21 protein-coding genes and 1 pseudogene are annotated in these 23,967 nt (G+C 45.3%); 8 read left to right on the plus strand and 14 right to left on the minus strand.

From position 1 onward, the window contains the following. Positions 1 to 65 precede the first annotated feature (65 nt). From AC1DOV_RS24045 to AC1DOV_RS24060, 4 genes are all read right to left on the minus strand, one after another. A complete protein-coding gene (locus AC1DOV_RS24045) occupies positions 66 to 647 on the minus strand; it encodes a TerD family protein (protein WP_339205093.1) in 582 nt (193 codons plus the stop codon). 28 nt (positions 648 to 675) lie between these two features. Further along, positions 676 to 1,269 (minus strand): TerD family protein, encoded by a 594-nt coding sequence (locus tag AC1DOV_RS24050; protein ID WP_076267380.1) that lies wholly within the window; start codon positions 1,267 to 1,269, stop codon positions 676 to 678. A gap of 541 nt (positions 1,270 to 1,810) precedes the next feature. Then, positions 1,811 to 2,506, minus strand: coding sequence for a response regulator (locus AC1DOV_RS24055; RefSeq protein WP_441912023.1), 696 nt, complete (start codon positions 2,504 to 2,506; stop codon positions 1,811 to 1,813). After that, positions 2,503 to 4,095, minus strand: a complete 1,593-nt coding sequence (locus AC1DOV_RS24060) for an ATP-binding protein (RefSeq protein WP_477551267.1) — start codon at positions 4,093 to 4,095, stop codon at positions 2,503 to 2,505. Before AC1DOV_RS24060 ends, AC1DOV_RS24055 begins: the two co-directional genes overlap by 4 nt. 262 nt (positions 4,096 to 4,357) lie before the next feature. Between AC1DOV_RS24060 and AC1DOV_RS24065 the strand changes: the two genes are divergently transcribed. The 5 genes from AC1DOV_RS24065 (at position 4,358) to AC1DOV_RS24085 (ending at position 9,217) form a co-directional block, all read left to right on the plus strand. After that, on the plus strand, positions 4,358 to 5,374 hold the full coding sequence (locus AC1DOV_RS24065) for a Bug family tripartite tricarboxylate transporter substrate binding protein (protein WP_477551268.1): 1,017 nt from the start codon (positions 4,358 to 4,360) through the stop codon (positions 5,372 to 5,374). A 108-nt stretch (positions 5,375 to 5,482) separates the two neighbouring features. Beyond that, positions 5,483 to 5,938: a tripartite tricarboxylate transporter TctB family protein gene (locus tag AC1DOV_RS24070; protein WP_339205098.1), complete on the plus strand. Its 456-nt coding sequence runs from the start codon at positions 5,483 to 5,485 to the stop codon at positions 5,936 to 5,938. 17 nt (positions 5,939 to 5,955) lie between these two features. Then, entirely contained in the window at positions 5,956 to 7,482 is a 1,527-nt protein-coding gene (locus tag AC1DOV_RS24075; RefSeq protein WP_477551269.1) for a tripartite tricarboxylate transporter permease, read from the plus strand. 39 nt (positions 7,483 to 7,521) lie between these two features. Further along, a complete protein-coding gene (locus AC1DOV_RS24080; RefSeq protein ID WP_339205100.1) occupies positions 7,522 to 8,943 on the plus strand; it encodes an NAD-dependent malic enzyme in 1,422 nt (473 codons plus the stop codon). Between the two features lie 28 nt (positions 8,944 to 8,971). After that, positions 8,972 to 9,217: an HPr family phosphocarrier protein gene (locus tag AC1DOV_RS24085; protein WP_339205101.1), complete on the plus strand. Its 246-nt coding sequence runs from the start codon at positions 8,972 to 8,974 to the stop codon at positions 9,215 to 9,217. Positions 9,218 to 9,322: 105 nt separating this feature from the next. Here AC1DOV_RS24085 and AC1DOV_RS24090 read toward each other — a convergent pair whose 3' ends face one another. The 4 genes and pseudogenes from AC1DOV_RS24090 to abc-f all read right to left on the minus strand — a co-directional run bounded on the left by AC1DOV_RS24090 (position 9,323) and on the right by abc-f (position 12,878). Then, positions 9,323 to 9,628 (minus strand): hypothetical protein, encoded by a 306-nt coding sequence (locus AC1DOV_RS24090; protein WP_430063362.1) that lies wholly within the window; start codon positions 9,626 to 9,628, stop codon positions 9,323 to 9,325. A gap of 433 nt (positions 9,629 to 10,061) precedes the next feature. Next, positions 10,062 to 10,217: pseudogene (locus AC1DOV_RS24095) on the minus strand (helix-turn-helix transcriptional regulator). A 365-nt stretch (positions 10,218 to 10,582) separates the two neighbouring features. After that, on the minus strand, positions 10,583 to 11,032 hold the full coding sequence (locus tag AC1DOV_RS24100; protein ID WP_477509943.1) for a DUF4362 domain-containing protein: 450 nt from the start codon (positions 11,030 to 11,032) through the stop codon (positions 10,583 to 10,585). Positions 11,033 to 11,063: 31 nt separating this feature from the next. Beyond that, complete coding sequence (gene abc-f / locus AC1DOV_RS24105) at positions 11,064 to 12,878, minus strand: ribosomal protection-like ABC-F family protein (RefSeq protein WP_477551270.1); 1,815 nt, start codon at positions 12,876 to 12,878, stop codon at positions 11,064 to 11,066. A gap of 433 nt (positions 12,879 to 13,311) precedes the next feature. Here abc-f and AC1DOV_RS24110 point away from each other — a divergent pair, with 433 nt between their 5' ends. Together AC1DOV_RS24110 and AC1DOV_RS24115 are read left to right on the plus strand one after the other, a co-directional pair. Then, entirely contained in the window at positions 13,312 to 15,186 is a 1,875-nt protein-coding gene (locus AC1DOV_RS24110) for a 3-oxoacyl-[acyl-carrier-protein] synthase III C-terminal domain-containing protein (RefSeq protein ID WP_441885026.1), read from the plus strand. Beyond that, on the plus strand, positions 15,183 to 16,067 hold the full coding sequence (locus AC1DOV_RS24115) for a DUF6999 family protein (RefSeq protein ID WP_477551271.1): 885 nt from the start codon (positions 15,183 to 15,185) through the stop codon (positions 16,065 to 16,067). Before AC1DOV_RS24110 ends, AC1DOV_RS24115 begins: the two co-directional genes overlap by 4 nt. 65 nt (positions 16,068 to 16,132) lie before the next feature. Here AC1DOV_RS24115 and AC1DOV_RS24120 read toward each other — a convergent pair whose 3' ends face one another. Then, complete coding sequence (locus AC1DOV_RS24120; protein WP_477551272.1) at positions 16,133 to 17,371, minus strand: TraB/GumN family protein; 1,239 nt, start codon at positions 17,369 to 17,371, stop codon at positions 16,133 to 16,135. A gap of 276 nt (positions 17,372 to 17,647) precedes the next feature. Further along, positions 17,648 to 19,261 (minus strand): S-layer homology domain-containing protein, encoded by a 1,614-nt coding sequence (locus AC1DOV_RS24125; RefSeq protein WP_477551273.1) that lies wholly within the window; start codon positions 19,259 to 19,261, stop codon positions 17,648 to 17,650. 182 nt (positions 19,262 to 19,443) lie between these two features. On the opposite strand from AC1DOV_RS24125, the gene AC1DOV_RS24130 reads away from it, so the two are divergent. Further along, a complete protein-coding gene (locus tag AC1DOV_RS24130; protein WP_441885018.1) occupies positions 19,444 to 20,064 on the plus strand; it encodes a M15 family metallopeptidase in 621 nt (206 codons plus the stop codon). Positions 20,065 to 20,161: 97 nt separating this feature from the next. Here AC1DOV_RS24130 and AC1DOV_RS24135 read toward each other — a convergent pair whose 3' ends face one another. From AC1DOV_RS24135 to AC1DOV_RS24150, 4 genes are all read right to left on the minus strand, one after another. Next, positions 20,162 to 21,178: an LLM class flavin-dependent oxidoreductase gene (locus tag AC1DOV_RS24135; protein ID WP_441885016.1), complete on the minus strand. Its 1,017-nt coding sequence runs from the start codon at positions 21,176 to 21,178 to the stop codon at positions 20,162 to 20,164. A 223-nt stretch (positions 21,179 to 21,401) separates the two neighbouring features. Next, positions 21,402 to 21,845: an RrF2 family transcriptional regulator gene (locus AC1DOV_RS24140; protein WP_076271867.1), complete on the minus strand. Its 444-nt coding sequence runs from the start codon at positions 21,843 to 21,845 to the stop codon at positions 21,402 to 21,404. Positions 21,846 to 22,070: 225 nt separating this feature from the next. Continuing rightward, positions 22,071 to 23,069 carry a hypothetical protein gene (locus tag AC1DOV_RS24145; RefSeq protein WP_477551274.1) on the minus strand — a complete coding sequence of 333 codons (999 nt, stop codon included), beginning with the start codon at positions 23,067 to 23,069 and terminating at the stop codon, positions 22,071 to 22,073. Positions 23,070 to 23,111: 42 nt separating this feature from the next. Next, positions 23,112 to 23,882: an RNA polymerase sigma factor gene (locus AC1DOV_RS24150; RefSeq protein ID WP_477551275.1), complete on the minus strand. Its 771-nt coding sequence runs from the start codon at positions 23,880 to 23,882 to the stop codon at positions 23,112 to 23,114. Between the last annotated feature and the right edge of the window lie 85 nt (positions 23,883 to 23,967).

The raw sequence follows: 23,967 nt of genomic DNA on the forward strand, positions 1-23,967 counted from the left end.
TTATAAATTGTTATATTTTAAAAAAGGGCCGCCACTGGCGACCCTTTACGGGTAGATAAGTATGACTAGCTAGCAGAAAGACCAAAGTTGCGAGCAAGACCGCCTAGGCCGTCTTGGAAGCCGCTTCCGATTGCGCTGAATTTCCACTCTCCGGAATGACGATATAGTTCACCAACGATTACTGCTGTTTCTACAGAGAAATCTTCTCCAAGATCATAACGGATAAGCTCTGTGCCGCTTTGCTCGTCCACGATACGAACGAATGCGTTGGATACTTGTCCAAAGTTTTGGCTGCGCTCTGCGCCATCATGAATCGTGATGCAAAATGCGATTTTGTCTGTTTCAGCTGGAACGGCAGAAAGATCAACGTTTACTTGCTCATCATCGCCATCGCCTGCGCCTGTGCGGTTGTCACCTGTGTGAACAACGGAGCTGTTAGTGTTTTTTGGGTTGTTGTAGAAAATAAAATCAGATTCAGAACCCGCTTTGCCTTGTGCATTCAAGCAAAATACAGAAGCATCAAGGTCAAAATCTTTTCCGCCGTCATATTTATTAGTATCCCAGCCTAGACCTACTGTAATTTTTGTAAGACCTGGGTTTGTTTTCGTGAGATCGATTTTTTGTCCTTTGGATAAGCTGATTGCCATTTTAAAAGCCCTCTTTTCTCACATGAATTTATTGGTATTGACGTGCAAGGATATCAACATGGGCAGCATGAGTGCCTTCCCCAATTGCATTAAACTTCCATTCACCATTGTGTCTGTAAAGCTCACCTACGACTAGAGCGGTTTTGCCTGAATAATCATCCGTCAAGTTGAAGCGAATCAGTTCTTGATTGTTCGCAGGGTTGACGATACGAATAAAGGCAGATTTGATCATGCCAAAATCTTGTCGTCTGGATTCACATTCGTAAATGTTAACTACGCAAAGGATTTTGTGAATATTAGCAGGAACACGATCAAGCTGCACGATGATTTGCTCATCATCGCCATCGCCCTCACCTGTAATATTATCACCCGTATGAACGACCGAGCTGCATCCGCTTTGCTTGTTGTAGAAACAAACGAGATTTTTCTCGCCACTTAGCTTGCCGTTTTCATCAAGCAATAATGCCGATGCGTCACAGTCAACGTTAGCCGCTTTTTTCATTCCGAAAAAACCGCCTTTGGTTTGAGCCGGGTCCCAGCCTAAACCAACGATAACTTTGCTGAGACCAGCATTGCCTTTCGTTAAATCTACCTTTTGACCTTTTACGAGAGAGATAGCCATTGTATTTGCACCCCCTTTCCATAAGGTTCACTACTAAAAAAATATCCAAATACAGCGATTCTGAACCTACTAACCAACAATACGCCTATTCGACATGCAAGTTCCAAAAAAAATGTATGATCCATACATTATTCTACAAAACCTGAATATTACCTCTTCTTTACGGCAATTTTACATAGAAAAAAGTGCATTGGCAGCAGGCAGTTCCTTATCGCCTCTCCCAATCAATTTTATAACAATTGCTGCTCCAAATACAAATTTCTACAAATAATGAACCTTAAAGCGGAATAAACATAGGCTTAGGCACAAAAGCGTGCATTTTTTCCGTCACAAACTTAATATTCACTTCATTTTTACCAAAAAAAAGGTGGAAAAATAAGCCCAAAAACGAGATAATTATATGTAGTAAAAAAAAGTGGCGAGGTGTTCGAATGGAATTTATAAAAAAGAATAAAACCGGCCTTATCTTTGGTGCGCTGCTCCTCATTAACGGGCTATTTTTATTATCCATTGTCCTCTCGAAAAACTAAGTATGGCAGCCTCATATTTGCTCTTTTCTTTTGTAAACCCGCTCCGGCCTTCCAACGGTTCCATAAGAAATATCAGCTATTAATTCACCCTTGGCCACATAATACTCCAAGTAACGCCGAGCGGTCGTACGGCTGAAACCAGCCTTTTTCCCAAGCTCCTCCGCCGTTAATACTTCAGGACCTGCCTGAATGAAGGAGAGTATTTTCTCATTCGTTATCTTATCGATGCCTTTTGGCAAATAAGAATCCTTATCCGTACGATCATTTACCCCCCACAGCAGCTGATCAATCCCCTCTTGATCCACTTGTTTATTTGAGCCGCCGAGCAGTGCCATTTGGTTATGATATTTTTGATAAGACTTCAGCTTCTCTTGAAAACGTTCAAATACAACCGGCTTGATCATAAAATCATATACCCCGCCGCGAATGGCTTCACGAACCGTTTCAAATTCCTTGGCGGCCGTAATAATAATGACATCTGTTAACGGGTTGTTTTTCTGTATGTAGTGAAGCAGGTCAAGTCCGCTCATATCGGGAAAATATAAATCAAGCAGCACTAAATCCGGGGCCAAAATATCTAAATGCTCATGCGCCAGCTGCTTATCTGTTGCAATTCCAACGACTTCGAAACCTTCTATCTTCTCTAGAAAGCGTCGATTGATTTGTGCAATTCGAAGGTCGTCCTCGATTATGACCACTCGTATCATATATCTTTCCCCTTTTCTTTTGGAATCACAACGGTAAAGATCGTCCCTTCCTGCGGACGCGATTCAAAACGGATATGACCCCTTAACTGTTGTATCGCCTGCGTAACAATCACTAGCCCATAACCCCGATGATCCTCATTTTTCGTGGAGAAACCGAGCTCAAATAGCCGCTCTGCGACATCCTCCTTAATGCCGCTCCCATTATCTTCGATAATGATCGTAAAACTTTTGCCTACGTCAGACAGAAACACCTTCACGGCTCGATTCTCATCATTTTTCTCGAGAACAGCATCCAGCGCATTGTCAATTAAATTGCCGATAATCGTTACCAGGTGATTGCGGTTTAGATCATCGGGGATCGTTTTGAAGGTGCTCTTGGAATCAATCTCAAGCTTCACCTTAAGCTCATTCGCACGATTGAACTTGCCAATTAGTATGCCGCCAATAATAGGATCGGGAATTTCCTGCAGGAGGAAATGGATCAGATTTTGATGAACATCGGTTTCATGTGTAATAATATCCATCGCTTCTTGATACGACTCCAGCTGGATTAGCCCATAAATCGTATACAGCTTATTGGAGTATTCATGCGTTTGTGAACGCAGCGCTTCGGTATATCGCTTCACCTGCGTCAGCTCCTCTGTTAATCGAAGCAGCTCGGATTTGTTGCGAAAGCTGGAAACCGCCCCTACGACCCGGTGCTGATGATCAAATATCGGCAAGCGATTGACGACGACACTGCTTTCGTTAATGGTCATTTCTTGATCGATTTCCGATTGCCCTGATTTAATAACCTCCATTAGCCGCGATTCTGGAATGACATCCCGCACATGCTGCCCGGTAATCTCCATTTGCTCGAGCGGATCGATCAGCTTCAAAGCCGTTTGATTGACAAGGGTAATCGTTCCCTCTGTATCAACGGCAATAATGCCTTCATGGATCGTTTCCAAAATAGCTCTCTTCTCCTGATACAACAAGCCGATTTCCTCAGGCTCTAGACCATGGATCGATCGTTTTACGCTATTGGCAATAACAATGGCTCCGCCAGATCCAACCATCAGCGCAATGGCTGCAAAAATAATCATCGCATTACGGTATGTCACTGCCGATTGTTCAATGTCTTTTAATAAAATACCCACTGATACAATGCCTATAACTTCATTCTGATCATTATAAATGGGAGTTTTTCCCCGCAAGGAGGGGCCCATCGAACCAACGGCCTCTGAAATGATCGATTCTCCATTCAGCACAGGCCCATTGTCACCGCCGACCATTTCTTTCCCGATTCGGTCCGGCAGCGGATGCGCATATCGAATTCCCTCTTTATTCCCAATGACGATGTACTCAGCGTCTGTTTCCATTCTAATTTTCTCAACGATGGGTTGAATGATGGCTGAAGGATTCTCCTCTTCAAAGGCATGTCTAATGACGTCCATCAACGCTACTGTCTTCGCAATTTCCAGAGCTGATGCACCTACATTTTTCTGCAGCGTCGTCACTAGTATTCTCTCAAAGCTGAAGGTAAGTGCAATGATAATAATAAATAGCAAAGTTCCAATTAACAAAATCAATCTCGTTTGTAATCGCATTCAATTACCTCCATGCAAAAACTTCTCATCCGCGGGACGCTGATTTTATTGTATTCTACATGCTTCCCTGAACATAGTCCCTTGAGTCGATAATGGCCGTAAATTTTATGAACAAAATAAACAGTATGACTACTTTTCAACTTATGTGGTTATTGTATTCAACCCCAATTCGCGATGGTAGTATGAAGCATATCAAACAAGTAAGCGCTTACAGTAATCATTCATACGTTTACTTGAATGAAACTAAAGGGGGATTATTCGTATGGGATACCAAACAAAAAATTGGAAAACTATAGTAGCTGCTGCTTTTGTTGCTGTTAGTTTGACGGCCTGCGGCGGAACAGCATCAAAAGGCGGATCGGCTAATTATCCTGAGAAACCTTTTATTGTGACAGCCCCATCGGGAGCTGGCGGCGGATGGGATAAGACAGCAAGGTCCTTGACCAAAGTGCTAGGTGAAACAAAGCTCGTTGATCAAACGATGACTGTTGAGAACAAGCCCGGCGGCGGCGGCACTGTATTTTTAGCCGAATATGTAACCAAAGACAAGAATGACCCATACAAGCTGTTTGTCAGCTCCCCGCCTATTCTTATTAACAATCTCAAAAAAGAAGGAAACAGCCCTTACGGCTACAAGGATGTTACCCCGCTCGCACAAATAACGAAGGACTACGGTGCAATCGCGGTTGCTGCAAATTCCAAATACAACGATCTTCATTCTCTAATTAACGACATTAAGGCAGACCCTTCTAAAGTTACGCTTGCCGGAGGATCAGCGCCTGGTTCTATGGATCATTTAATTAGCGTACTCCCCGCATTTAGAGCAGGCGTTGACCCTAAAACAGTCAAGTACTTGTCCTATGATGGCGGAGGCGAAGCCATTGCTGCGCTGCTCGGCAACAATGCTGATGCGATTGGAACAGACATCTCTTCCCTCGGCAGCTATTTAAAAGCAGGAAAAATCAAAATTTTGGCCGTAACTTCTGATGAACGGATTGAAGGTGACTTCAAGGATGTGCCAACGTTAAAAGAGCTGGGCATAGATGCAGAGTTCACGATCTGGCGCGGCGTATTAGGTCCGAAAGGCATGACAAAAGAGCAAATCGCTTACTGGGATAAAACGTTAAAATCTCTCTCTGAACACGAAGCGTGGGCGAAAGAATTGAAAGCAAACGATTGGGTCAGCGAATACAAAAACTCCGAAGATTTCACTGCCTTCCTTGCTGAGCAAGAAGTTGCGGTACAAGAGCTGTTGACAGCGCTCGGTATGCAGAAGTAAATGACTGAACGAAGAGCAAACGCTTGATAAAAGCATAAGCATGAGTGATTGGATGGGAGAGAGCTAGTCTCTCTCCTCTCCTTTCATCATTCATCGGAGGTGAAGGCCTTGAACAAAACATTTGATCGATACGCCAGCATTATATTTTTCCTTCTCGGTGTTGGATTCATGTGGCAGAGCACATTAATTAGCGCTTCATCCTACGGCAGCAAGGTCGGGCCTAATATCGTTCCCTTTGGTCTGGGGGCGCTGCTTGTCATTTTAAGCTTACGTCTATTTTACGAAGTGTTAAAGTTTAAAGGCTCTAGCAGCAAAGCGGGAAAGCTTGATTACAAGAAGTTTCTCATTATTTTCGCTTCTGCTTTTTTATACGCCTTCTTCTTAGAAACGATCGGCTATATCATCGGGACATTCCTCTTCCTTCTCATTAGCTTTCAAGTTTTGGAAAGAGGAAAATGGCTAAAATCGATCTTGATCTCCGGATTGTTTGCAGTCGGCGTTTACGTCATCTTTGTTGTCATTCTGGAAGGTTCAATGCCTGGTTTTCCGTCATGGCTATCGTAACTAAAGGAGGCATATGAATGGATACACTACAATTTCTCGCAGACGGCTTTGCGACCGCCTTTCAATGGCATAACTTGCTCTTTGCTTTCATCGGCGTGTTGATAGGTACGGCTGTAGGGGTATTGCCTGGTATAGGACCCATGAGCGGTGTCGCCTTGCTTATACCTGTAACTGCATCAATGACGGGCGGATTAGCTCCTGAAGCAGCAGCCACAAGCTCTATCATACTTTTGGCCGGCGTTTATTACGGTGCGATGTACGGAGGATCAACGACCTCTATTCTGCTTAATACACCCGGGGAATCCTCCTCTGTCGTGACAACATTAGACGGCTATCAAATGGCTAGACAGGGTAGAGCTGGTGTTGCCTTATCCATCTCTGCAATCGGTTCTTTCGTTGCAGGAGTATTTGCTGTCATCGCGCTCATCGTATTAGCAGAACCACTATCAGAGGTTGCGATAAAGTTTGGTCCTGCCGATTATTTCTCCTTAATGCTTCTTGGACTATGCGCCGTAAGCGGCTTGGCTGGAAAGTCCATTACGAAAGCTCTCATTATGACCGTATTCGGATTGCTGCTCGCAACCATCGGAATGGACACCGTATCGGGTGTTGCAAGGTTTACTTTCGGCATGCCGTTGCTTTATTCCGGCCTTGAGTTTTTAACAGTAGCAGTTGGTCTATTTGCATTGGGAGAAGTATTCAAAACCATTTTGGAGAGAGACTACACCGCCGGTAAAGCAGCAAAAATTGAACGTATCCTGCCTACAAAAAAGGACTTGAAGGATAGTGCAGGACCGATTGCCCGAGGTTCGGTTTTAGGCTTTTTTATTGGTATTTTGCCTGGTGCCGGTGCGACTTTAGCTTCTTTTTTCAGTTATATTTTGGAGAAAAAAATGAGCAAAAATCCAGAAACCTTTGGCAAAGGCAATATTGCAGGAGTGGCTGCTCCTGAATCAGCGAACAATGCTGCATCAGGCGGGGCTATGATTCCTTTACTTACACTCGGCATACCTGGTTCAGGTACAACCGCTATATTGATGGGCGCTTTAATTATGTATAACATTCAGCCAGGTCCTTTGTTATTTGAGGAACATCCTCAAGTAGCTTGGGGATTAATTGCCAGTATGTTAATCGGAAATCTCATTTTGCTCGTACTCAATATGCCGTTAGTTAAGGTATTTGCAAAAATCATTCAGACGCCTCCGAAATATTTGATTCCAATCATTATTGCCATTTCTATATTTGGTGTTTATGCGGTTCAGGCACAAGTCTTTGATTTAATGCTGCTGCTCGGCTGTGGAATTGCAGGGTTCTTTCTTGTACGAAATGATTATCCGCTAGCTCCACTCGTGCTTGGTTTAGTACTCGGGCCAATGATTGAAAACAATATGCGGAGAGCATTAACGACATCTAATGGAGATTTTATGATTTTCTTGCAAAAACCGATGTCGCTTGTTTTCTTAATTATCGCAGCACTCTGGTTAATTATACCTATTTTGCTAAAGAAGAGAGGGAAAGAGGTTGTCATTAACGAAGAAGGTTAATTACGAACGATAAAAAATACAGATTTGATGGGGGTAGCCATGGATAACAACAAACTAGGTGGGAAAAGTGTAATACTGCGTCTCGAAATGAATACGAAAGAGGTACATTTCGGACAGGTTGCATCCTCTATTTTCGAAGCCGGTGGAGATATCGTGGCCATTGACGTCATTCAGACCAGTCAGCATATGACGATAAGAGATATTACCATTACCGTCACGGATACAGTCGATATTAACATTATTACCGAAATGATTAAGAACCTGCACGGAGTCAAGCTAGTGAATATTTCGGATAGAACATTTCTGCTGCATCTTGGCGGTAAAATCGAAACTAAACTGAAATCGCCTATTCAGAACCGCGACGATCTCTCTCGTGTTTATACGCCCGATGTTGCTCGCGTCTGCTTAGCCATTCATGAAGAACAAAGAAAAGCATTTACGTTAACGATTAAGAGAAATACGGTTGCTGTCATTTCGGACGGCAGCGCTGTCTTAGGGCTTGGCAATATTGGCCCCTATGCAGCTATGCCTGTTATGGAAGGAAAATCTATGCTATTCAAGCAGCTGGCAGACGTAGACTCCTTCCCTATCTGCCTTGATACGCAAGATACCGAGCAAATTATCGCAACTATTAAGGCGATTGCTCCCGGCTTCGGCGGAATTAACCTTGAAGATATTTCATCGCCGAGGTGCTTTGAGATTGAAGAAAGATTGCGTGAAGAACTCGATATTCCAGTATTTCATGATGACCAGCATGGTACAGCAGTTGTATTGTATGCGGCGCTAATCAATGCATTAAAAATAGTGAATAAGCCCATTCATGACATTAAGGTCGTTGTTTGCGGAATCGGTGCAGCAGGCGTCGCTTGCACAAAAATTCTTTTATCCGCCGGCGTTACAAACATCATTGGTGTAGATCGGAACGGCGCGATAACCGCTGGAACTGACTATGATAACCGCATGTGGAACTGGTATGCCGAGCATACCAATCCGAACCGCGTTGAAGGCTCTTTACGAGATGTAATCCAAGGCGCTGATGTATTCATTGGACTTTCTGCTGGAGGACTGCTGCGACGCGAAGATGTTATGGCGATGGCCGAAAACCCTATTGTCTTTGCCATGGCGAATCCAACACCTGAGATCAAGCCTGAGGAAGTTGAGGATATTGTAGGGGTAATCGCCACCGGACGTTCGGATTATCCGAACCAGATTAACAATGTGCTGTGTTTCCCTGGTATTTTCCGCGGGGCACTGGACTGCAGAGCTACTACGATTAACGAGGAAATGAAGCTGGCGGCATCAGAGGCGATCGCATCCGCAATCTCGGATGAAGAACGAAGCAAGCACTACATTATTCCGAGCGTTTTCAATCAGGCCGTTGTGAAAGCCATTCGCGATCTCGTCATTAGAGCAGCGATCAAGACAGGCGTAGCACGCAGAATACCGCGGGAGTACAGATAAACAAGAAAAGTGGAACGGAGGTTATCCAATGACAGCTGGAATCAGAGCTATCGTTGATATTAATCAAATGGCGGCCGATTTTAAATCAAGCATCGTTCTCCGCACCAGTGATTCCAAATTTATCGATGTCAAAAGCATCCTTGGACTTAGCATCATCTTGTACCAAACCCATGCCTACCACCTTGAAATACATGGACCAGATGAAGAGGAAGCCAAAACCGCCATGATTCACATTTTCAAAAAACATAATCTTCAAGTCGATGTGAATCGATAATCCCCCCGCTTCAATTGCCTCGTACGTTGGTTGCAGTGCTTTTAAAAATAGGGGTTGTCCCATAAGCAGATGTCATTGCTTATGGGACAACCCCTTTCCTCTTCCTCACGGACCCGTCCCTACACTCGCTACATACCATAACGGCCCCAGCTTCTTCAAATAAACGGCTCCCAGCTCATCTCCCGTAGGGTAATGCATATACCCGTTCACATTGTATAAATGACCGTACTTTTCATCGACTCTGCCCGTTGTGGAAATATCCGCTTTCAAGCTATTGATAGGCTGCAAGCTCATTAGTATATGTCTGCGGATCGTCCACTCGGGAGATAGAAAGGTAAGAATCCATGTAAAAACAACTACAATAGCTACAACGATAAATATTGCCTTTTTCTTCTTTAAGATCGTACTCACCTCCGAGTAATGGTTGAATCATTAACGTTATAGATACTTCCGTTAATTGTGAATTTTTTTATTCACTCAACACTCAATTATCAATCTCTACTAAAAATGTTTCAATATTTTAGTCCAAAAGCATTCTAGCATAGTGGCTTACCTCAGCCATCTGTGTTTCATGCTTTATCCTAACGAACTCAGGTGTCGTTATTCTTGAATTTCAGGGCTATATTAATATCTAACGAACTCAGGAGTCGTTATCTGCCCTTAATGGAGACCAAACGATCGAAATTACAAGAAATAAGGCTCGCTGTGTTCGTTAGATTCAAAAACAGAACGCTATACAGCAAATAAGGCCACTGTAGTTCGTTAGCTAAAATGCCGAACGCGTGATGCCCCTACTTCTGCACCTCTGACGTGATCCGTTCATCTACGAGCCTCTAAACCTTCATCAAGATGCCTCCCAAAATAGATCGTTTAACGTTTTGCCGAGTGTCTTGCAAATAGCGATACAAAGAAGAATACTCGGATTGTAATTGCCAGCTTCATTGTGTCCGACCGTCTACCTAGTAGCTCCAAACGCGTCAGCCAGCTGCTCCTATGACATATCGTTCTCCACTCTTACCAGCTTTAATTTCACATTTGCATGTTCACCCATTCGTATTCACAACATCTTCCATCATTCACTTTGTAAATACTGTAATTTATATCCATATAGATGTAAACCATATATTGCATTTCTAGCTTTCAAATTCCAGTCATACTACTCTTCACTATTTCAAAGCAACAAAAAAAGGGGATATCCTAAAAGGGTAAATCTGAGTAAGATAATCCCATATTATTTGCAAAAGAACCTTCAAAACCACTATGAAAGTGAATTTGAAGGTTCTTTTTTTCAGAATATTACGTGAAAAGTGGGGGCTGTATATTCAGAGATTGCTTTAAGGAGAGCCCCTCCCTTATATCTACTGCCTAAATCGGAACGTCCAACAAATCTATCGGCTTATTGGCTGCGCCACAGCCACTTAGCTTATAGGCGTAAGCGCGTCCCGTTTCTTCTTTTTTCAAACCGTCACATGAATAGGTTTTTACGCTTGATGATCCATACTGATCCTGTGATGTATCGTAACGCACCTCGATCTGATCCTCCGCCCACGCAAGATTATAAAAAATCGGGTTTCCTTCCGTTATAAAACGTACAACTCGCACCTGATCTATAGCTCCGCTCACAAAAGCATCTAATCTCTCGCTATTCGTTACTTCACCGGACTTTGCAATAACATCCTCCGTCTCATTAATCGTATAGTCATAGGGTTCATCTGAAGCTGAAGTTTGCTTCGGCACTTTATCCTGCTCCTGACCAGCACATCCAGCCAGCATGAGCATCGCTAAGACTATAAACGCCATGTTTCTCCTAACCATGTTGTAAATCCACCTTCCTCCAGCTTACCCATCAGCTATTTATTTGCGCGCGCAGCTGGCGAATTTCATTCATCAATTGCTTCTGCTCCGCTGGATCTTCCGGCTCAGCGCAGCTCATAAGCTGCGTTAAACGCAGCTGCAGCATCTCCCGCTCGTTTTGGCTTACCTGTTCATCCGCTGAAAGCAGCCGGCTTCGATCCTTAGATACATACTCCTCATACGATCCGTGGAACAAGCTCGGTTCACTTTTTCCATCGAGTACGAGCAGTCGATTAGCGGCTTGGCGAATTAAATAGCGATCATGCGTGACAAGCAGAACGGCACCCGGATAATGCTGAAGCGCCTGTTCGACCTGCTCTCGCGTGCTAATATCCAAATAGTTCGTCGGTTCATCAAGCACGAGCAGATTCGCTTTGCCAAAATAAAGCTTCAAGAATGCTACTCGGCATCGCTCACCCATGCTTAAGTCCCCGATTCGCTTAAATACGTCCTCCTTCGTAAACAGGAAGCAGCCCAAAATCGTCCTTGCATGCGACTGCGTCATCTCTGGCAGCAGCAATAAGCTGTCAAGGATGGTCATCTCATTGTCGAGCTTATCAAGCTCCTGCTCAAAATATCCGATTTTCACCTGCGGATGAATGCTAACCTTGCCCAAGCTAGGCAGCAAGCTCCCTGTCGCAAGCTTTAACAATGTCGACTTGCCTACACCATTCGGACCAAGCACAGCTAATCGATCACCTCTACCTAAGGTGAGGTTTAACCTGCTTATAACACTCCTATGCCCCTCATAGGCAAAACTAACGTCCTCCATCCGAAGCAGCGTAGCCGCTGCAAAACCGTCGGACTCCAGCTGCATCTTCAGCTGTGAGTCCTCGCGCGGCTTCTGCACCTTATCCTTGTTCAACCGCTCAAGCGCAGACTCCTTCGCATGCAGACGCGACACGTTTTTCTTAGATTTTGATCTAAGAAAATCATTTTGACCCGCCGCCTTATGCGCCTGCTGAAACCATTCGGCATACATGCGTATGCTCTCAAGCAGCTTCTCACGCTCCAGCTCCTGCTTCTTATGCAGCGCCTCCTGCGTCCTTAGCTCCAGCTCTTTCTGCGTCTTATACTGCGTATATCCGCCCGAATAGCGCCGGCACCCATCTCGCTCAAACTCAAGAACAGTCGTTGCTGTCCGGTCGATAAACGTACGATCATGCGACACATAAATAACCGTTCCCGGGTAATCCTGCACCCATTTTTCCAGCCAATCCAGAGCCGAAGAATCCAAGTGATTCGTCGGCTCATCCAGCACAACTAGCTTCGGCTCTCTTACCATCAGCGCGGCTAATTGTGCTTTCGTCTTTTGACCTCCGCTTAGCTGCGAAAATGATAAGTGCCACAGCGAGGGATCAAAGCTTAACTGCGTTAAGCATCTCTCCACCTTCATCTCCCAGCTATAGCCATCAAGCTGCGCATAACGTTCGTACAGTTCACTGTACTCGCTTAACAGCGACTCATTTGCATCCTCTTGCATTCGCCTTGTTAACTCCACCATCGACCGTTTTAATCGGAACAATTCTTCTGTGCCTGCATGCACGAATTCAAGCAGCGTGAGTGAGGAATTCATCTGTGCCTGCTGGTCGAGCCAGCCCCACTCTGCAAGAGGAAGCAGCCGCTGCACCTCACCGTCATCGAATGAGATTCTGCCAGTCAGTCCTTGCAGCAGCGTCGTTTTGCCCACGCCATTTCGTCCAAACAGAGCCAGCCTTTCGCCTTCTCTGACTTCAAAATTTTTATTCTCGAACAGGATATTGCCGTCCCATTCCTTGTTCACATGTTTAACTTTTAATAGCATCATTGAACATTCCCCATTTCAAAAAAACATAATAAAAAACCGTGGCCAGCGGCACACGGTCGAATACGCAGGGGAATATCAGGTAAACGAAAATAACGATGAGTCACACCGCTAGTTAGCGGGTAAACATCTCGTATCTATCGCTGCTGATTGACTATCCATAAGTCCCCAAATCGACGCACGTATCCCTGACCGGTTCTCGCTATGAGAACGCCGCTTGTACTTAAACAAGTTGTTTACAGGAATCGTGTACTTACTTCATCGGCTGGGTTACCTCCGTCAGTCATCAGTTTTGATATGCGTTTATTATATAAGACGATCATGCATATATTCAAGCCCTACTTTAATTGCGGTACCAAATAAAGTTAGTACTAGGCTTGAAACGCTGCATAACCGATCATAAGACTTATAAATATTTCTTATTTGGAGGTGCTTGATGAATCCCGTCTATATAACCAGCATTGGTAAATTTCTTCCCGGCTCCCCTATCGGTAATGATGAAATCGAGGATTATCTCGGCAAAATAAACGGTAAAAGCTCCAAGTCGATGCGGCGCATTCTTGATCAAAACAAAATACGCTTTCGGCATTATGCGATAAACAAAGAACAAGAGAGCCTATATTCAAATGCAGAAATGGCAGGACTTGCGATACAAGATGCGCTCTCCCGCAACCATGCGGCACTGAGCGATCAAATCGCATTTCTCGCTGTCGGTACGACCCAAGGTGATTTGCTTGTTCCCGGCTTCGCAAGTATGGTGCATGCCGAAACGAAGCTGCCTGTCATGGAGGTTGCGACACATCACGGCGTTTGCGCCAGCGGTATGCAGGCGATGAAAAACGCATTCCTGCATGTGCAGTCAGGAGAGCAGCAAACCGCCATTTCCTGCGCCAGTGAATTTCCGAGCCGCGTGTTCAAAAATACGAGGTTCGAAGCGCAAAAGGGTGTCGCCGATCATCCCATTCCTTTCGACACTGACTTTCTTCGGTTTATGCTGTCCGATGGAGCAGGTGCAGCGGTTCTTCAGCATCAACCTGCCGCCAGCGGTTTATCCCTGCGCATCGAATGGATCGACAACAAATCCTACGCTACTCTATACGATGTCTGCATGTATGCAGGAACCAACAAGGATAATGCCGAGCAGCAAAGCTGGCTTGACTATGCCACCATTCATGAAGCTGCTGACGACGGGGCTCTTAATCTCAAACAAGATATTCGGCTCGTTAATGAAATGCCTAAGGTCGGGGTTAATCGATTTTTCGAGCTGGTAGATGAGGGCAAAATCGAACCGAGCGCTATCGATTGGATGGTATGCCACTATTCATCTCATTTTTTCCGCGACGAAATATTTAAGCTGCTGCAGCTTGGCGGACTCACCATTCCTGAGGAGAAATGGTTTACGAATTTATATACGAAGGGCAACACCGGTGCTGCTTCAATCTACATCATGCTGGAGGAGCTGCTTAACGAAGGCCATTTGAAGCCAGGTGAGCAGGTGTTATGCATGGTGCCGGAAAGCGGCCGATTCCAAACCTCCTATATGCTGTTGACGGTTGTTGGCGACACAGCTGATGTGCGACATATCGCAGATCCGTTGTTTGAAGAGAGGCAGCCTGAGGCACCTCATCTCGAATATAACGAAGCAGACCACGTTCAAGCGCAGCTCGTTAGGCAGCTCGTACAGGTTTGGATTGATTTTGAGCAAAAGCTGGCTCATGTCCCGGTTATTCATAAGCTGTACAACAACAAATTTACCCTTCATGACTACAAGCTGCTAATGGAAAACATCCGCCAACAGGTCATTGACGGTTCGCAGTGGATTGCTCGTGCCGCCTCGTATATCGCGATTGAGCATATCGATCTTCGTTCGACGTTCATTGCCCATGCGCGTGACGAGCATCGTGACTTTCAAATTCTAGAACGCAACTACGTCGCCATCGGCGGGGACCTAGCACACATACAATCAGGCGAAAAAAATATTGGCAGTGAAGCATTGTCGGCTTATTTGTTCCAGCGTGCTAGCCGCGAGAATCCCGTTGATCTCATTGGCGCTATGTGGATTATAGAGGGACTTGGATGCCGTATGGCGCGCTACTGGGGCGAAATGATTCGCGATCAGCTTGGGCTTAGCGATGAAGAAGTGTCGTTCCTGCTTTATCATAGCGACTCTGATGAGAAGCACTTTGAGAGGCTCGAGGCAGTCGTCCAGCATCCGATGCTCACTGCGGAGATTGCAGGACGAATAGTGAAAACAGCTAAAACGACGGCGCGCTTATACTTGCTGCAATTAGAGGAGCTGGGCAATGTATGAGCAAAACTGATTATTTTCATCAAATGCCGCATGACAAAAACGATCCCAATCCGTTTTTAGCCATCTTTATGGATCAGAGCATTCCCTTCAATGAGGAGGCCAAGGCTGCTTACCTCAAGGATTGCTCTAGCAGATCACGGCAGTTTCTGCTGCCCGTACTGCGTCCTTTTGCGAGATTAATGATTATTGTTCTTCAGGTTTACAAAATAATCGTACCTAAAGCACTCACCTCATCCCGGCTGCTGCACCGCGTCCTGCATTTCGGAATGAAAACCTTCGTAAGCCAAGATGCTAATTATATGATTTTGCGCCACTTCTATCTTGGCTCTGAGGTGCTTGGCTTCATTCGTGATAATGTGCCTGACGTTCAGATCGAGATGAACCCGCTCAAACCAACCAATCTGGAGCCGGTAAAAGATGATCTTTTTCTCATTCACGATCTCAATTTATACAACTTCGTCATCAATCTTAATCGCGAGATGCGTCACAAAGGAATTGAGGTTACAAAGCAGGACCGGCTTAACTTTAACGCCATCACATCGGAACCTCTGCCTATTGAGCAAATGCCTAATCGCTGGACCAATTTTATGGATTTGACGACCGCCATTGAATGCTTCACCCCTGTCTATCAAATGTTTCTAACCGATAATGACTTCTGGCGTGCGACGAACTCCCTTCAGCTGGATGAAACGATTGGCATCCTTGCTTCCAAAATTATCGGCAGCAACGACCGACTGGCGCTTATAAACAACAAACATCCCATGGTGCCGCTCACGACGCTTAAAGCAGGCTTTCGACTCGTACTGCATGGCCTAGCGACAGAGCAGCTGCACGCGCTGCTTGTTGAGCTTAAGCTCAAACAGCAGCAGCATATCGGCTGATCATACAGAGAACAAAAAGAAGGCAAGCACGCTCACTGCGTGATTGCCTTCTCTCTTACATGCGGTTATTGACGAACTACAGTAAAACCTTTCTTCTCCAGCAGTGGAACGAGTCCGTTCTCGCCGAGCATATGTGCAGCTCCTACGACTACGAAATATGATTTTTTTGTCGTGTCATTCAAGTAACCCGTTATTTTCTCAACCATTGGAGCATTGCGGTCAGTAAGCAGCGCTTTATTAAGCTCCGCATTCGACGAAGCTGATTTCGTCAGCTCGAGCAGCTGCTCCTCATTTCCGGTAACCCACATTTTCGTAAGATCTTCAATCCCTGATACTTCTGCAAAATAGTTCTCAATAGAACCTTTCAGCATTTCTTCTTGCAGTTTGTCTGAAAAATTATTGAACATATTAAGCTGGTATTCGATCGATTCCAGCTCTAGAATTGGCTTCTTGTTCTCCAGCGACTGCTGCAAGAAATGGGCATCAATCCCTATGCCTGAATCATAACCTTCTTTTGCTGAGCTAAGATAATCCACAGTAGACGAAACGCTCCAAGGCTTATAGGTATCCAGCGTATTTTCCGGTAAGCCGTTCTCCTTCAAAATCTCGCCAAGCTTCTTGTAAGAATCAGCTGAGATATGATCTTTAAGCGTTGTATTATCCTTCAATACGCTTAAATCAAGCACTTGCTTTTGCACCTTCTCATCATTCATCTTCGAAATATCAGCCTCTACAACCAAATAGTCGGATGCATCATAAGCTTTTTGAATTTCAGAGCGCAAAGGGTACATCGCTTTGTTCGCAATATGTATCGACCCCAGCAAATATACGGTGCTGCCGTCCTTTTCTACTTTCCAAAGGAAACCTTTACTTGGCTCATTCTCCTTAAGAGAAACAGAGCGCTGCTCTTTATTCCAAGTAATTTCATAACCTGCTGCTTCACTTACCGTACGCAAAGGAATATAAACAGTTCCTTTAACGATCTTAGGCGCAGCAAGCAATCCAATTTCCGTCTCGTTAGCCATTGCCCCTAAGTTGTCGATTTGGAATAAAAGGGTTAGTCCTTGCTTCTTGCCTGAAATGACTTTATTTTTCTGATCCCAAGTTACTTGGAAATCAAGCTTTTGAAGAACCGTCTTCGCAGGAACAAGAATCGTTCCCTTTTCCATCGTAGGTTGATTCTTGCCAAGCTGTACCTGCTCGCCGTCAATCCAAACTGAAATAGGCTTAGCCTCTGCTTGGATGTTCGTTACGAAAGAAAATAGTAGAGCTAATGATAGAAATAATGCTGCAAACTTTTTCACGAATAGACCCTCTCCCTCTCATCTTAGCGGCTTCATTTCATCTACATATAACCAATAATTACCGCTCTGCCTAACATATTTTACACATTTCCACCACGCAATAGCTAGTTCGGAAAATACGAATCTAGTTTTCGTTGCTTTACAGCATATTCATAACATATAATGCCTCATCTCATAGGTTAGCAGCAGCCTTAAAAAAAGGCACCCCTCTTGATTAGAGGGGTGCCCATGTCATTTGCTTTTGCGAATCAATTCAGCGGTTTTGGTAAATAACTATTATGAGAAGGAATAACCCAAAAATCGATCCGCATTTTTTAGACTTATCCATATATCCGGACTTTCGCCGCCTACGTACCAGTAAGCTAGTCCAGCAAGCTTGCTTTTTACAGCCAGCTTATATTTTTCGGTTAACGAGCGCCCGTCCTCGACCCATATTTTATGCTGTATACCATTCTTCATATATACAGCTGTGTACTGCCCGATTTTGGCGTCCCATAAAGGCCTGATTCCATATTTACTAATGAGCGCATTCTGCTCACCAAATGATATAAATGCAGAGGACTCAACGCTGCCGTCCTTCTTTAAATCCCAATCACGGTTATAAAAGGGCACGCCCAATATTACCTTTTGGCTTGGCACCCATTTAAGAAGCTTATTTACAGCGGCTTCATCAAAACCTATAGAAGCGTTGGAGCCCGCTTCCGAGCCGTCTCCCCAGTGTTCATCATAGCCCATCAATACGATATAATCTGCAAGCTTTCCAAGTGCAGCAAAATCGAAGGCGTCGGTCCAGTCCGTATCACGGTCAGGAGATACATCTAGCGAGAGCGTAACGTTCAAGAGCTTCATTTTTTTAGATAGCTCCGTTATGAATGCAGTCAGAGCTGCTCGGTCCTGCGGGGCTACATTTTCAAAATCGATATTAAGACCATCCAGCTTGTATTTTGTAACAAACCCTGTCAGCTGCGTGATTGCTTTGGTGCGTGCTGCGGAACTAGATAGCAGCTTATGTGTAGCCGCTTGATCCGAGCGGTTGCCGACCATTGCCCATACCTTTTTATTATGCTGTTTCGCCCAAGTCACAAGAGACGGATCCGTGTTATCCGATATTTCTCCCGCTTCCCCTGTAAAATACCAACGCGGAGACAAGGTGTTTACATTAGAATTCAAAACCGTTTGTTCATACTGCTGCGTCGTCTGGCCATACTGCCAGCCTAGCTTTATCGTTTCCTTGGGCTTAGCTGCAAGCTCAGCCGCCCAGTTCACATTTTGCAGCACCCGATGAATCATTACTGCGGTTTCTTGTCTGCTTATCGGATTGCCTGAACGGAAATTCCCCTTATCGTCACCTTTCATAAGGCCAAGAGCGTTCATCGCCGCTACAGAAGAACTTGCCCAAGCAGCAATGCGGCTGTCATCGCCAAAGCTTAGCTTTACTGCCGATTTATGATCCAGCTTCTTCAATGCTCTCGTTAATAATACGGCTGCTTCCTGCCTTGTAACTGCCTTCGCAGGTGCAAACAAAGAGGCGCTGACGCCGTCTGCTAAGCCAAGCTGCACAGCAGCCTGAATCCATCCGTAATACCAAGCCTTCATAGGTACGTCAGTATATGGCGATACTGGCGTCGGTACAGGCTCAAGCCCGAGCAGCCGATCCAGCACAGTGACAAACTCCGCTCTCGAGATCGATTGCTTCGGTGAGAAGCTTCGCTCCGATGTGCCCGTTATAATCTTTTTATTATACAAATCGATTATTTCCTGTTTGGCATAGCTGCTTGATATATCATCAAAAGGCAGCGTGCTTTGAGCCGCAATGGGATGAGCAACAAGTGTTATGATATATAGTAAAGTAAATGCTGCTAGAGCAAATCTAGTATAAGTATGCTTCACGAAAGACCCTCCTCATGCGATCAATCCTCGAAGCATACCAAAATCTACTCTATAACTCATTACTAAAATATTGGTAGAAAGCATAATCAATAGTAATTAAGCCTAATCCCCTACCACAGACTAGGGTGTCAAAATAAACAATATGATAAAATAAGCGGATATAAAACGTAAGGAGATTCAGCATGCTGGAGCGAAATCAAGTTTCTCATCCTACATTACCGGCTCAGCTGAGCCTGGCAGCAAGAAGTAAGCGCAAGCGAAACCGAATACTGCTGTTTATTATTTTAGCGCTAACCGCTGCTCTTTTATGGAAAGTTATTCTTTCCTTTGATCCATACTTGCCGAACAATGATCCTATTGAAGCTCCACCCGTAACGGCACTGCATCCGATCGTATTCATTAAGCAGACCGAGCTGATTGCCGAAACGAGCAAGGCCGGCATCACCATTCTCGTCACAGACGGCTTCCGTTCAAGCGAGGAGCAAAACGCGATTTATGCAAAAGGACGCACAACGGAGGGTAAAGTCGTTACGCAAGTTCAAGGCGGACACTCCTATCACAATTACGGCCTCGCTGTCGATTTTGCCCTGCGAACGAAGAAGGGCGAGGTCATATGGGACATGGAGTATGACGGCAATAAAAATGGGCGGTCCGACTGGATGGAAGTTGTTGAAATCGCCAAGCGCCTTGGCTTCTCTTGGGGAGGGGATTGGAAAAACTTCCCTGACTATCCTCATCTTCAAATGGACTTTGGTTATTCCATTAATAAGCTGCGCAAAGGGCACTATCCGCCTATCGAGTAAATCAGCCCATTTAAAGCAAAAAAAGAGAGTGAAGACTTGGTTATTAAGTCTTCACTCTTTTCTATTCTGCTTCAATTTTATTAGCTAATTCGGTATATTACAGACCCGCTATAATTTCATATGAGCGCAATCTAGCTTGGTGATCATAAATATGTGCGGCGACCATAATCTCATCCGCCTTCGTCGCCTCAATATATTGCTTCAGCTTCGTGCGTACCGTCTCTGGCCCGCCAACAATGGAAGAGCCTAGTTGCTGCATCAAAGCAATCTTCTCCTGCGCTGTCCAGACGTCATCCATATTGCGAACAGGTGCAGGCAAAGCTCCACGCGTGTTGCGAATAAAGGATAGGAACAGCTGCTGCATCGATGTCGCTAAATATTCAGCCTCTTCATCCGTATCTGCCGCAATGACATTGACCGCTACCATTCCTTTTGGCTTATCGAGAATCGCTGATGGCTTAAAGCTGCTTCGATAAAGATTCATTGCTGGAACTGTGAAATTGGGCGAGAAATGTCCTGCAAAAGCAAATGGCAGGCCCAGCTGTGCAGCGAGCAAGGCGCTAAAATCGCTCGAGCCCAGCAGCCAAATCGGAATTTCTAGACCTTCGCCCGGAATCGCTCGCACTGGCATGCCCACCTCAGCACTCGACGGATCTAGAAACGCGCGCAGCTCAGCCAGCTGCTCGGGGAAATCATGCCCATTGCTTCTTCTGTTTCCACGAAGGGCAGCTGCTGTAAGACCATCCGTTCCAGGAGCGCGGCCAAGTCCTAAATCAATACGGCCTGGAAACAACGATTCCAATGTACCGAATTGCTCAGCAATAACGAGCGGTGCATGGTTCGGCAGCATAATCCCCCCAGCGCCTACACGAATCGTGGATGTACCTGCCGCAACATGGCCAATAACGATGGATGTCGCTGAGCTGGCGATGCTTGGCGCATTGTGGTGCTCCGCAAGCCAGTAACGGTTATAGCCCCATTTTTCCGCATGCTGTGCAAGATCTAATGTATTGCTAAGTGATTCGGCAACAGTGCCGCCTTCTACAATGGGAGATACATCAAGAACGGATAACGGAATATTAAAAGCTGAATTGTTTATCGTTTGTTCTGACATGACATTCACTCTTTTCTTTACGAATAGAAGCTGCAGCTTCTATCAATATTATTATTGGCAAATCAACTGTACTATTATTAGATACATTTTACACGTAAAAAAGAGCCGCTGCAAATGCATCAGCTTCATGACAGGAGCGGTAATATACAGTATTCAACCATATTTACCGCTCTATCGTGAAACAGACATGATGCCTGCATAAACTGGCAAGCATTGAAAAGCATCAAACCTGCTTTTCTTTAAGCTGCTGCTGACATTTTCGAATCTTGTCCAAAGCAGTTTGAAGCGTATTTTGCTCCAAATAGGCCACGTAATGAAGCTCTGCCTCGTAAAAAAAATGATCCATCACCACTTGAATATTCGCGGATACCAGACAGTCCTCCTCTGGATTTCCTGAACACCAATGCGGCTTTAGCGTACCGCCTGATAGTGCTCGATATATTTGGGCCAGCGTAACCTCATTCGGCTCACAATTCAAAATATATCCCCCGCCGATTCCTTCCTTTGTCTTCACAAAGCCATGCTTCCGTAAGGAACTCATAATTTTGCGAATACGTGTCGGATTCGTCGAAACGTTGCGAGCAATGGTCTCGCTGCTCGCCATATGATCAGGCAAATAAGCTAACAGCACTAAGCTGTGAACCGCAACCGTAAATTCACTATTCATTTTCACAACTCCCTCTCAAGAAGGATACTGTAATGTTATTTCATACAGTTGATAATGTCAAACCTTCCACCCTAAGAATAGCACAGAGAGAAAGCCTTGGTATAGGCTTTCTCCCTGTCAAACTTTTTTGAGCAGCTTTATTTGAGGCTATCGCTGCTTATATCTTTAAAAACTTTCCCCATTGTCCTTCATCATACACTTGCCCAACCGTTACACAATGATGACTCAGTTCACCCAGATCTCCGAATAATATTCCTTCATAAAATGAAACAGCTGCTCCAACTGCTCCAATCCCTTCGACTCCGCCGCCTGTGCTTGCCGAAGCAGTACGATTGCACGATCCGCGGTTTCAGGGTCCTTCGGCTTGCCGCCTTCTGGGAAGGGGAATAGCTCTCTCAGCTTGCCCAGCGCCTCAGCAACTACCTCGTAATGCAGCGCTGCTTCACCCGCATGCTTGCGAACCGTTCTCTCCACAACATTTGTCCCATCCCAGCGGAATGCCAATTCGCGTAAAAAACGAGCAGCGAACTCACGCGCATCAGAAATGACAGCAATGTTATAGGCATGACCATGCTCATCCGCATTTCGCCGCTCCATCACACCAATCCATGCCTCATAACCCGCTAAGCCCTGTACAAATTTATCCTCGAACACATGCGTCCATTCCTTGCCTCGCCCATGATCCACGATCATCGATAACGCCATGCGCAATATTTCGTATTTCGAGTGAGGCAGGCTTTCGCTAATCGTCGTCACGAACAACAAATCAATCTTGGAATCGGCAAAATCGGCATAACTTATCGTGCCGTCCTTCGATACATCTTTTGCATGAAAGAGCTGCTTATCATCATCATAACCATAGATCAAACCGAATTCAGGTATAAACAAATCAAATGAAATGGCAGGGATGCCACGGTCGATTGACTGCTGAACGAGAGCGATAGTTCGCTCTACTTTATCCGGCGTTAACGGGAGCATAGGATCAGCCAAACAGCTCGTAAAGCCGAGATTTCCTATATTCCTCCTCAATATATATCCACCTGGGAATGAGGTTGGCCCTGCCGCGTTAATACTGACGGGATCAATATTCATGCGAAAGGCATGACCGGTAAATCCCATCACATCTGTTAGCGTAAAATGTTTTTTATCCGTGTAGCTCACCGCGCCATGTATAGCAGCAGCGGCCGAGGTCCATGTTTTGGACCAATCCCTATCCAGCGTCATTATTTTCAGCTCCATTCAAGATTTGTCATAAACGTTCTGAACCTACATAGGGGGCGGAGTGAGAATTTTCCTTCTGGGCAAACCGAGCAACGCCCGTTGCTCCACATATAAACTAATCGATATGCGAATACGCTCCTTCTGAAGCTTAACCCTTGATCTCGACAGCATATTGTATACGTTTGAAGTCGTCGTATCGAACAGCTCAGCAATCTCAGCCGGCGGCAGCTCGCCAAAAAATCGTGCTTCAAAAATGTCCCGCTCCCGCTTGTTCAAGCATCGGATCAGCGTATGAATGCTCTGGAGCGTTTCTTGGCGGATGACAGCATGCTCCGGATTTTGTCCTTCACTCGGCTCATTCATGGCTTGATCTGTTAAATGAAACAGGATGCTATCGATATCGCTCCAATCAACCAACTGCCCGCTTTTACCTGCCTCTGCTGGCAGCCCTGATTGGCTCATGAAGCTAACGAATGGCCGCTCCTTGCTATAGGGTCCGCCTCTCCTCAGCTTCATATAGGCTTGATTTCGCACGATCCGGTGCAGCCAAGGAATAAACCTGCTTGCGTCTGTAAGCGTACCGAGGTGCATAAATGCACGAATCAGCGCTTCCTGCACAATGTCCTCTGCCATAAACGCATCCTTCGTCAAGCTGCCAGCGAGTCCAAGCGCCTTAGCTCGATGACGACGCACCAGCTCCCCGAAAGCTTCCTCATCGCCGGACCTTGTTCGTTCAACTAACGACTGCTCTTGTGCTTCTGCCCCTGCTCCACTGCTTAACAGAGATGGCAAATCGGGCGCCCAAACCTCCATCATTCATCCCCCTTACTAGACAGATGCCACTTACGCCAAATATCTATCAATGGATCAAAACTTTTTTATTTTATAATCAAAAAGAAGC

It is taken from the genome of Paenibacillus sp. 01T47, assembly GCF_056398245.1.

Coding starts and splice junctions, on each gene's coding strand:
- AC1DOV_RS24045 (WP_339205093.1), bottom strand. CDS start 647: ATGGCAATCAGCTTATCCAAAGGACAAAAAATCGATCTCACGAAAACA.
- AC1DOV_RS24050 (WP_076267380.1), bottom strand. CDS start 1,269: ATGGCTATCTCTCTCGTAAAAGGTCAAAAGGTAGATTTAACGAAAGGC.
- AC1DOV_RS24055 (WP_441912023.1), bottom strand. CDS start 2,506: ATGATACGAGTGGTCATAATCGAGGACGACCTTCGAATTGCACAAATC.
- AC1DOV_RS24060 (WP_477551267.1), bottom strand. CDS start 4,095: ATGCGATTACAAACGAGATTGATTTTGTTAATTGGAACTTTGCTATTT.
- AC1DOV_RS24065 (WP_477551268.1), top strand. CDS start 4,358: ATGGGATACCAAACAAAAAATTGGAAAACTATAGTAGCTGCTGCTTTT.
- AC1DOV_RS24075 (WP_477551269.1), top strand. CDS start 5,956: ATGGATACACTACAATTTCTCGCAGACGGCTTTGCGACCGCCTTTCAA.
- AC1DOV_RS24080 (WP_339205100.1), top strand. CDS start 7,522: ATGGATAACAACAAACTAGGTGGGAAAAGTGTAATACTGCGTCTCGAA.
- AC1DOV_RS24085 (WP_339205101.1), top strand. CDS start 8,972: ATGACAGCTGGAATCAGAGCTATCGTTGATATTAATCAAATGGCGGCC.
- AC1DOV_RS24100 (WP_477509943.1), bottom strand. CDS start 11,032: ATGGTTAGGAGAAACATGGCGTTTATAGTCTTAGCGATGCTCATGCTG.
- abc-f (WP_477551270.1), bottom strand. CDS start 12,878: ATGATGCTATTAAAAGTTAAACATGTGAACAAGGAATGGGACGGCAAT.
- AC1DOV_RS24110 (WP_441885026.1), top strand. CDS start 13,312: ATGAATCCCGTCTATATAACCAGCATTGGTAAATTTCTTCCCGGCTCC.
- AC1DOV_RS24115 (WP_477551271.1), top strand. CDS start 15,183: ATGAGCAAAACTGATTATTTTCATCAAATGCCGCATGACAAAAACGAT.
- AC1DOV_RS24130 (WP_441885018.1), top strand. CDS start 19,444: ATGCTGGAGCGAAATCAAGTTTCTCATCCTACATTACCGGCTCAGCTG.
- AC1DOV_RS24135 (WP_441885016.1), bottom strand. CDS start 21,178: ATGTCAGAACAAACGATAAACAATTCAGCTTTTAATATTCCGTTATCC.
- AC1DOV_RS24140 (WP_076271867.1), bottom strand. CDS start 21,845: ATGAATAGTGAATTTACGGTTGCGGTTCACAGCTTAGTGCTGTTAGCT.
- AC1DOV_RS24145 (WP_477551274.1), bottom strand. CDS start 23,069: ATGACGCTGGATAGGGATTGGTCCAAAACATGGACCTCGGCCGCTGCT.
- AC1DOV_RS24150 (WP_477551275.1), bottom strand. CDS start 23,882: ATGATGGAGGTTTGGGCGCCCGATTTGCCATCTCTGTTAAGCAGTGGA.